Genomic DNA, 8642 nt, shown 5'->3' with positions numbered 1-8642 from the left:
TAGAAGAAGGAACAGGCATAAAATTAGGCTCTCAAAAGAGAGTAATAGATCAAACCTAGGGTTCTGCGTCAAGCTTTTATTTACAAAAGCAAATCAAGTGGCTATTTAATGAGCGAGTTTAATTCAAATTAGGGGTGCGGAACAACAGATGTATAAGCGCGGCGAGCTTCAACGGCAAAAGATGAGCCGTCTTCTCGTTCACCTTGCTCATTAATAGCGTAAGGCTGTAGGTTTTCAACGCTGACTTTACGTGCGTCTATCATACGCTGGAATAATGCGCCAATGGCTGGATCTTGTACTTTTTCTTGCGCCTTTTCATAAAAGTCGATGCTGCTGTTCATTACTTGGATAATGTCAGTGATATGATTTACTTTGTTTTCTTGATGGGTATTCATAATAGTGACCTCTTTAAGTTAAATGAATATAAAAGTTCAAGTAACTTAAAGCAATCGTTATTCCATTTTTGAATTATTTTAACGTTATGATTATTAACACTTTTTAAGTTGATGTTTGCTTATTTGAAAATACCAATAAGCAAATTTTACAGGGCTTTTGTAAGAGTGTTACTTTAATTCATCAGCCACTTCAGCAACTTTTTTCCTTAGCCATACATGGCTTGCATCACGGTGCAGTAACGGACTCCAGATCATGTCTAATTCAAATGGCGGAATAGGAAAGGGGGGCTCCAGAATTTTTAAACCCGGATCATCTACATAAATATTCGCGGCTTTTGAAGGGAGTGTCGCAATCAGGTTCTTCTCTTTCGCTAGATGTATTGCAACGTGGTAATTACGGGTGAATGTGGCAATATTTCGGTGTTTACCAAAGTGGGCGAGCGCTTCATCAACCCAGCCAAGTTTTTGGACGTCTTTAGGATCCATACCAACCCCGACACCAAACCCAGTTTTACTTACCCAAATATGCCGAGCTTTTAAATAACTATCTAGGCTAAAATTTTCAATGATCGGGTTGTCAGCTTTTACTAAACAACAAAAGCTATCTTTCCAAATACGTTTGTGGTGAAACGACTGCGGTAGGTTTTCGAAACGGTTTATTGCCATATCGACTTTACCGTTTTCTACATCATGAAAAGTAACATCACTTGGAGTGAGAATATCAAGCGTGGTATCGGGCGCTTCATCGTGTAACTTGCTCAGTAACTTAGGTGCTAAGGTGCTGGCAGCATAATCACTGGCCATAATCCGAAATACCCGTTTGCTTTGGCTGGCTTCAAATTCACGGTTTGGTGCAAGTGTTTCTTCTAATGTCATTAAGATGCCACGGATCACCGGCTGCAATTCAATCGCTCGTTCAGTGGGCACCATACCATCACTGGTGCGCACCAAAATCGGATCGTTAAACAGGTTACGCAAACGTTTTAAACCATTACTCATGGCTGGCTGTGTAATGCTCAGCTGATTTGCGGCGCGAGTAACATTACATTCGCGTAATAAGGTGTCGAGATAAACGAGTAAGTTTAAATCTATTTTACTGATATTCATTGTGTGTCCTTTCGTCTACCATTGATGGATAAAACGCTGCGCAGCTGGATAAGGGTAGATATGGTTAACGACCTCTGCTTTTATATTTCGTTGCGCTTGTTGCCAAAATGCGACATCTAGTAGTTCTGGATGTGTTTGTCTGAAAACCGCTTTGTATTGCGGGTTCGGCATTACAAACGTGCATAACTGCTCTGGAAATACATCTTGTGGTGCCACAGAGTAACTTTGCTCATTGGTTAAGTAGTCATCATAACTTTTTGCTTTAGGCAGTGCCCTAAAGTTCATATCTGTTAAATATTGCACTTCATCATAATCATAAAAAATAATGCGTTTGTGTTTACTGACCCCAAAGTTTTTAAGTAACATATCGCCTGGGAAAATATTAACAGCGATCATTTCCTTGAGTGCTTGACCGTACTCCGCAATAGCAACAGCAGCATCTTCAGTATTGACTTTTTCTAAATATAAATTCAGTGGCGTCATGCGTCGTTCAATATACATATGTTTGATGATCAATAAGTCGCCTTCAATGATCATTGATGAACCTATGGTCTGTTTAAGCTGTGTAAGCAATGTAGCGTTAAAACGCGCAACAGGGAATACGACGTTAGAATACTCTATGGTATCTGCCATACGACCAACGCGGTCATGGCTTTTAACTAATTGGTAGCGTTTGAGTACGGTATCGCGACCAAATGGTTTACTTTCACCAAATTTATCTTTAATTATTTTAAATACATAATCAAATGAAGGTAGGGTAAATACCATCATCACCATGCCCGGTGTGCCAGGGGCAATCACAAAATCATCACCTGAGCGTTGTAAATGGGTTAAAAACTCGCGATAAAACTCGGTTTTCCCTTGTTTATGAAAGCCAATAGCATTATAAAGTTCTGCTAAGGTTTTGTTGGGCATTAGTTGGTTTAAAAACCGAACTAATGCCGAAGGAGCGTGGGTTTCAACCATAAAATAAGCGCGGGCAAAGCCAAAAATAACTCGCATTTGCGATGAGTTAGTCAGTAAAGCATCAAGATACAGACCCTGCTCTTGATGATGTAACACCGCAATAATAAAAGGTTGCACACCACTTTGTGATACCACACGACCGACAATATAGGCTGCTTTGTTGCGATAAAACGGTGTTTGCAATATGTCAAAGCGCATTTGCCATGCCCGGTGATGAGTGTCAGGGGCTTGTTTATAAAATGCTTTTACTAAAAGTCGTATATCGCGCTCTAAATTAACAAAATTGGCTTTAAAATCAAATTGATTAATTATTTTTCGGATGGTTGGTTTTAATCCATCGACGACTGGAAAGTAACTACGATACTCAGCTTCAATCGGTAAAGCGGGTGCATCTGCCAAGGTGGCTTTTACAAAAATAAAATCATTATTAAAATAACGTCGGTGAAATAAGCGGCAAAATACCGAGTTATAAAATGTTTCGGCTAACTCGGCTTGCGGATGAAACGTTAAAAAGTGTTGGTAGATTTGTTTTGTTTGCAGCCAGAATGACTCATCCAGTTGATTGGCTAATTGCTGATTTTGTAGTTGTTGGGTGGTTTCGTTAACCCGATCATCGTAATAAGTGATCCGCAAGCGACTAATGTCGTGCATCTTTGTCCAGTTTTTATTGGCAAATGCCAGAGGTGCTTGTGCGGTGATCTGCTGAAATAATTTATAATGCTTTTTAAAGCCATTTAAAATTAGCTCGGCGATATTTTGTGGTTGCATGAACGGGTACTCCAAAATTACTTGTAGAGTATATGCTCTACCCTTGTTAAGAGTATGCTAAATATTGGTAAAACCCAATAGTTTATTCATAACGTTTCAGTTTTTTTTCGAGTGCGGAGAGCTGTTTGTTCGTTTTTTTGGTGTTTTTAGCAAACGTTTTATTGATCACTTTTAGCTGCTTTTTTATCTCTTTGCTAAGCTTTTTTTTATCGTCATCGCTCATTAAACGATTTAGCCGTTGCAGTTGCTGGTATTCAGCGCGATCACGGTCACGACTCAAAATGGCGAGTTTATATTTAACGCTGCGGATCTCAGCGTTGAGATTACGAATAATTTGTTCACGCTCAAGGGAGTTAAGCGTTTTAACATGATTGATATTGGCCGGGGTGACGTTAGGCGACACTGCTATTTTATGTTGCGTTGCCTGTCCGTCACAGGGAAATTGGCTAAAAATAGTGCCACTGTCGGTTACGCACTTGTAATATTGATCGGCGCAGACCGCCGGATCAGTAACGAATAGTAAACTAATAAAAATAACGAAAAGAGTACACAGTTTCATTACACTAGCCTTCCCTAGTTAGGGCATAATCAAATATAAAACTATAACCTAACTTGGGTAAATCGCCAGTGCTCGTTATTCGGTAAAGGTTTTTAACTTTTTAATACTTTGTGCTAAAAACGGAATATCCAAACCTTGCTCTATTGAAAAGCCTTGGGCAGCAGAGATATTTTTATAATTACCATCAGAATCAATTAATGTAATGCGGTCTTTCTTATAGGCAATAAATACGCCTTGTGAATAATTAACGCCCATATCGCCTTTTTTGTTATACAGATTAACGCCTAGCATACTTTGCTTTGCGATATCAGCACAATTTAAATATTGGCCAACGCTTGTGGCGATTAAATCGCTTGGCTGGATCAAGCCTTCAGTACGGGTTACTTTGCTATCCGTGCTGTATAAAGGTGAAGCACTTACAATACTGTGAGCAACCTCGGCTAAGCTAAAAGCGAACACTTGATTGACTCCCTCGCGAAGCTCGGTGCTTTCATCGGCGTTAATGATACGAATTGCTGCACCATCTGCTGCTGTACTATTGATATAGCTAAAATCGTCAAAGCCACTGACATTAATACTACGGCGATTACTTTGCCACACTGGCAATGTTTGTTCTGTCATTAAGGCTGGTTTGTAGTAAGCAGGTAAACCGTAAATCAAGCTAAATAGTGCATCTTGATGATGAACAGGTTGTAAAAGCTGCTCGGTTTTATTTAAATATTTGTGCCGTTTAGCAAAATTAGTTAACGCAGATGCAGAGCTAAATACTAAAATATCGACTGTCGCAGGTGTAAAGTCTTCACAGCGAGCAATTGGAGTTGGAGCCGTATAATCTACATTTTGTGTATTAAGCTTTACGTTATGTGCTTGTTCGTAACTTTCAATATCCAGTAAATCGTTTTTAGCCAACAAGCTTTTAGCTGTTGTTGGGTATGACAAGGGTAAAACATTGTCTTGCTTAGTAATATCAAACTTCAAATTTGCATCAGCCCAAATATGAATACTGTGGCTCATCGCAAAACACACCAATAACAATGAACTGGCGTAACGAGCAAATTTATATTGTTTTAAGCGAGCTAAATGATGCCATGTATAGTTACTTGCGAATAATTGAAATGCAAAAATAAGCATCACAATTCCGCCAGCTAGCAGGGTTGTCAGTGCTGGAGAACTAGTTAAACGATGCCATAACAAGGTGATTATTTCTGGTAACGCGGAGCTATTTAAGTGGTAGCCTAAATTAAAATACACATAGGCATCAAGCGTCAGTAGAGATGCACCACAGGTGGCAAATATTGCTGCCATACCGCGGATGTGACGCGGATAAGGAAATATCAAACTAAGCGGAAAAACCGTCAGCACAAAGGCAATAAAGGTAATAAAACTAGTGTGGCTAAGCCACGTTACTAGCATATAAAGCATACCCATAAAGCTAGTTGGAGGAGAGTCAGCAAACAAATAACTTAAACTGATAAGTAACACTAAGCCGATATTGGCAAACGTAAACAAATGCCCCCAACTTAATAATTGACTCGCTTTAGACGAAAACTGATTGTGCTGCGATAAATTCATAAAGTCTATTTAACCGATTGCGCAAGTGCTTTGGCAAAATTGTCAGCAACTGCTTGTCTTTTCCCTGTAGGTACATGCTCTTTTAAGATATGCGTGATAGAATTTCCTAAACACATAAGGCTTAAATCAACCGGCGCATTGTGCTTAGTTAACACATCAATGAGCTGATCGACGATTTGTTCTACTTCATCATTAGAATATTTTGATAAGATTGGCATCAGTTGGTTCAATAAAAGAGTTATATTCTCATATTTTAACACCAGAGGCGTGAAAAACAAAGATGGCAATAGATGTTAAAAAGTTAGTCGTTCATTATGTAGACAAAAAAGACGACGATACGCAAATTCATTTGCGCAATGATGAAATGGCAGTGAATGATAAAGTCGCTGTATTCATCGAACAACTTCATCACGCATACAACGGCAAACCCGGTAAAGGGTACTGTGCTTTTAGTGGCGATAAAAACTCAATAGTTGCATCAGCCATGCAAAGTTACCGCAATAGCGAGCTTGGCTTTTGGCGCATGACAGAGCAAGCTTCAGCAGTACTTAAAGAGGAACTTGATAAGTACGCGTTTAACGAAACTGGCTATTTAGTATTTTGTCATTATCAATATGTAGCAACTGATTATATGCTGATTGCAATGATCAACATCAAAGAGCATTACTCAATTACCTCTGAGCTTGATTTAGCCTCGTCACGCCATTTAGATATTTCCCGCATGCAACTAGCCGCACGGATTGATTTAACTGCGTGGGACACTCAAGCAGAAGACAATCGTTATATCTCCTTTATTAAAGGCCGAGCAGGGCGCAAAGTTGCCGATTTCTTCTTAGACTTTTTAGGTTGTGAAGAAGGTATCGATCCAAAACAGCAAAGCCAAGTGATGCTTAATGCTGTGGAAGATTATTTATCAGAGCAACAATTCGATAAATCTGAAAAAGACGACCTACGTAAACAAGTATTTGATTACTGTAATGATTGTGTTACCACTGGTGAAGATGCCAACGTTAGCGAATTATCGCAAACACTTACTAAGGGTGACGACAACCCGTTTGAAAGCTTTTGCAAAGAGCAAAGCTATGACCTAGAAGAGTCATTCCCAGTAGATAAAAAAACCGTCACCAGCATGGTTAAATTCTCCGGCCTTGGCGGCGGCGTGAGCATCAGCTTTGAACGTAAACACTTAGGTGAGCGCGTAACCTACAATGAAGCCACTGATACCTTGGTTATTAAAGGGATACCACCAAACCTTAAAGATCAGCTACAACGGTTTATGGAAAGTGATGACTAATACGTCAGTTTTAGCTTTAAGAAGCCATAAGCGATAAGTTTTAAGCAGATTTGAGTGAGTTGAAAGCGTGGTGTTTACACCGCGCTTTTTTGTTTTTGGTGTGTACCAGCATAGTTACAGTCGATATAAAATTAATTAAGTTGTTTAATAAAACCGCTGCGCATAAGAATATTACTCTAGCTTTCAATACAAAAAATAATTGAACCAAAATAGGAACTTGACTATGGTTCAATAATAAAAGTTAATTTTAAACCGAGTTTATCTACAGTTTCGTCACTCTTTAAGGAGAAGAAGTGAAATTTGGATTGTTGTTTTGTTGTTTTTTGCACCGGTAAGTGTTTGCTAAGCTAAGCTTTATCAAGGTTAATGGTTATGATGTTGAGTAATAAATAGCAGGTACTGGCAAGCGGTATTCAAGAATTGGTAACTTTGGCTTTAATTCAGCCAAGAAACAAAGGAGATTTAAGTGGAATTCACTTATTGGTACATCACTTTAGCAATTGTAATTTTAATAAATTTAGCTGTTTCTGTGTTCTTAGCTAAAAGGAACGATTTAGAGCGATTTCAAAAGGGAGCTCAAATAGCACTGGTTTGGTTAATACCATTAATCGCGGCAATAGGATTATGGCTATTTCACCGTACTCAAGATCCGCTTATTAGCTCATCTAAGTCCTTTGGTGGCGGTGCTAGCAAAAGTACAAATTTCACTGGAACAGGTGATTAAATGAAGTATGGCGAATTACTAAAGTTCGCAGATAATCGCTTTCTAAAAAAGTAGCAAATTTGCCTATGAAAATCTTACTACTTCCTGGCCTTGATGGAACTGGCCTTCTGTTCGAAAAAGTGACAGAAAACTTGCCTGAAAACCTCGATACAGAAGTAATTTCATATGAATTACTTAAAGGCGTAACTTATGCTGAGCAAGGTGCAGAGCTTGCGAAGCGTTTTAAAGATACTGATATTTATATTGTCGCGGAGTCTTATTCTGGGCGAGTGGCTTATGAATTTATAAGCTACTTGGCAGTCGTGTTCGAGGCATCGTATTTTTGGCCAGTTTTATCTCAGCGCCTTCTTTATTATCTAAATTGGCAGGATTTTTACCCGTTAGTTTATTGTCATCAAACTTTTTAAGTAACAAGTTACTTTATTTATTTGGGTTTAGTTTAATAGGGGGCCGAGTATTGGTTTATCCCGTATTTACTTCGTTGCAAGCAGCGAATAAACGTAAACTGAAATTAAGGTTATTAAACATAGCTGGCCTTTCAAAACAACAGTGCGAGTTAGATTGCCCAGTGACTTATATTCGCCCAAGCAGAGATTTACTGGTAAGCGCTAGTGCGGTGAAGTACTTAGCGTCAATATGTTCCAGCTTTACCCAGATTGAGATTGAAGGCGGACATTTTATAGCGCAATCAAACCCTGTAGCGTGTGCTAAGGTTATTTGTAATGGATTCAACGTAGTATGCGTTGATAAAACTGAATTTAAAGGGAGATTATAATGAAACAGCCAAAGGTTTTTGAAGGTGGGTGTTTGTGTGGCGATATCCGCTACCTTGTTACTGCTACAAAGCTGGCTTCACATACCTGCTCGTGTAAACAATGCCAACGTCATTCAGGCTCTCTAACGCAGGTGTGGGTTGAGCTTTCAAACGATCAAATAGAGTGGACAGGCCCAGGTGGCTTGCCAACTGTGTGGCGCTCATCTGAGTACTCGAGCAGGGCTTTTTGTTCTCAATGTGGAAGTACAATCGGCGCGATTGACGATAAACCGACAGTAGCAATTGCGCTTGGAACTTTTGATTCTCCAAATCGCCAAGGCTTGGCGCCACAATCTCATTCTTATATTTCGAAGTTGCCTAAGTGGTGGCGAATTGACCACTTAAAAACATGTGATTAGTTTAGGTGAAATAGCGCAAAAGCTTGGCCGCTATAATACTTAATTAAAGAAAATTTGAGAAACAAAAAGCCGCGTTAATTTTCA

At 39.2% G+C, this 8642-nt stretch carries 9 protein-coding genes and 1 pseudogene; 4 read left to right on the top strand and 6 right to left on the bottom strand.

Features of this window, described 5'->3' with window-relative positions:
• Positions 1–140: 140 nt before the first annotated feature.
• The 6 genes and pseudogenes from HHO47_RS01605 to HHO47_RS01580 form a co-directional block, all read right to left on the bottom strand.
• A pseudogene (locus tag HHO47_RS01605) lies at positions 141–395 on the bottom strand (DUF2383 domain-containing protein); the annotation flags it as partial.
• A 168-nt stretch (positions 396–563) separates the two neighbouring features.
• On the bottom strand, positions 564–1502 hold the full coding sequence (locus tag HHO47_RS01600; RefSeq protein ID WP_169018224.1) for a LysR family transcriptional regulator: 939 nt from the start codon (positions 1500–1502) through the stop codon (positions 564–566).
• 15 nt (positions 1503–1517) lie between these two features.
• Positions 1518–3236, bottom strand: a complete 1719-nt coding sequence (aceK, locus tag HHO47_RS01595) for a bifunctional isocitrate dehydrogenase kinase/phosphatase (protein WP_169018222.1) — start codon at positions 3234–3236, stop codon at positions 1518–1520.
• 82 nt (positions 3237–3318) lie between these two features.
• Positions 3319–3795, bottom strand: a complete 477-nt coding sequence (locus HHO47_RS01590; protein WP_169018221.1) for a DUF4124 domain-containing protein — start codon at positions 3793–3795, stop codon at positions 3319–3321.
• A gap of 75 nt (positions 3796–3870) precedes the next feature.
• Positions 3871–5367, bottom strand: a complete 1497-nt coding sequence (locus HHO47_RS01585; protein ID WP_169018219.1) for a DUF3413 domain-containing protein — start codon at positions 5365–5367, stop codon at positions 3871–3873.
• A gap of 5 nt (positions 5368–5372) precedes the next feature.
• On the bottom strand, positions 5373–5585 hold the full coding sequence (locus tag HHO47_RS01580) for a DUF1414 domain-containing protein (protein WP_016707302.1): 213 nt from the start codon (positions 5583–5585) through the stop codon (positions 5373–5375).
• 62 nt (positions 5586–5647) lie between these two features.
• Here HHO47_RS01580 and yejK point away from each other — a divergent pair, with 62 nt between their 5' ends.
• The 4 genes from yejK to HHO47_RS01560 all read left to right on the top strand — a co-directional run bounded on the left by yejK (position 5648) and on the right by HHO47_RS01560 (position 8558).
• Positions 5648–6661, top strand: coding sequence for a nucleoid-associated protein YejK (gene yejK / locus HHO47_RS01575; RefSeq protein ID WP_169018217.1), 1014 nt, complete (start codon positions 5648–5650; stop codon positions 6659–6661).
• A gap of 466 nt (positions 6662–7127) precedes the next feature.
• Positions 7128–7385, top strand: coding sequence for a hypothetical protein (locus HHO47_RS01570; protein WP_169018215.1), 258 nt, complete (start codon positions 7128–7130; stop codon positions 7383–7385).
• A gap of 65 nt (positions 7386–7450) precedes the next feature.
• Positions 7451–7792 (top strand): hypothetical protein, encoded by a 342-nt coding sequence (locus tag HHO47_RS01565; protein ID WP_169018213.1) that lies wholly within the window; start codon positions 7451–7453, stop codon positions 7790–7792.
• 367 nt (positions 7793–8159) lie between these two features.
• Positions 8160–8558: a GFA family protein gene (locus HHO47_RS01560; RefSeq protein WP_169018211.1), complete on the top strand. Its 399-nt coding sequence runs from the start codon at positions 8160–8162 to the stop codon at positions 8556–8558.
• Positions 8559–8642 lie beyond the last annotated feature (84 nt).

It is taken from the genome of Pseudoalteromonas arctica (assembly GCF_012927645.1).
GTDB lineage: Bacteria > Pseudomonadota > Gammaproteobacteria > Enterobacterales > Alteromonadaceae > Pseudoalteromonas > Pseudoalteromonas arctica_A.
Note: the sequence above shows the minus strand (reverse complement) of the source record. Positions and strands in the feature narration are given on the sequence as shown.

Coding starts and splice junctions, on each gene's coding strand:
- HHO47_RS01600 (WP_169018224.1), bottom strand. CDS start 1,502: ATGAATATCAGTAAAATAGATTTAAACTTACTCGTTTATCTCGACACC.
- aceK (WP_169018222.1), bottom strand. CDS start 3,236: ATGCAACCACAAAATATCGCCGAGCTAATTTTAAATGGCTTTAAAAAG.
- HHO47_RS01590 (WP_169018221.1), bottom strand. CDS start 3,795: ATGAAACTGTGTACTCTTTTCGTTATTTTTATTAGTTTACTATTCGTT.
- HHO47_RS01585 (WP_169018219.1), bottom strand. CDS start 5,367: ATGAATTTATCGCAGCACAATCAGTTTTCGTCTAAAGCGAGTCAATTA.
- HHO47_RS01580 (WP_016707302.1), bottom strand. CDS start 5,585: ATGCCAATCTTATCAAAATATTCTAATGATGAAGTAGAACAAATCGTC.
- yejK (WP_169018217.1), top strand. CDS start 5,648: ATGGCAATAGATGTTAAAAAGTTAGTCGTTCATTATGTAGACAAAAAA.
- HHO47_RS01565 (WP_169018213.1), top strand. CDS start 7,451: ATGAAAATCTTACTACTTCCTGGCCTTGATGGAACTGGCCTTCTGTTC.
- HHO47_RS01560 (WP_169018211.1), top strand. CDS start 8,160: ATGAAACAGCCAAAGGTTTTTGAAGGTGGGTGTTTGTGTGGCGATATC.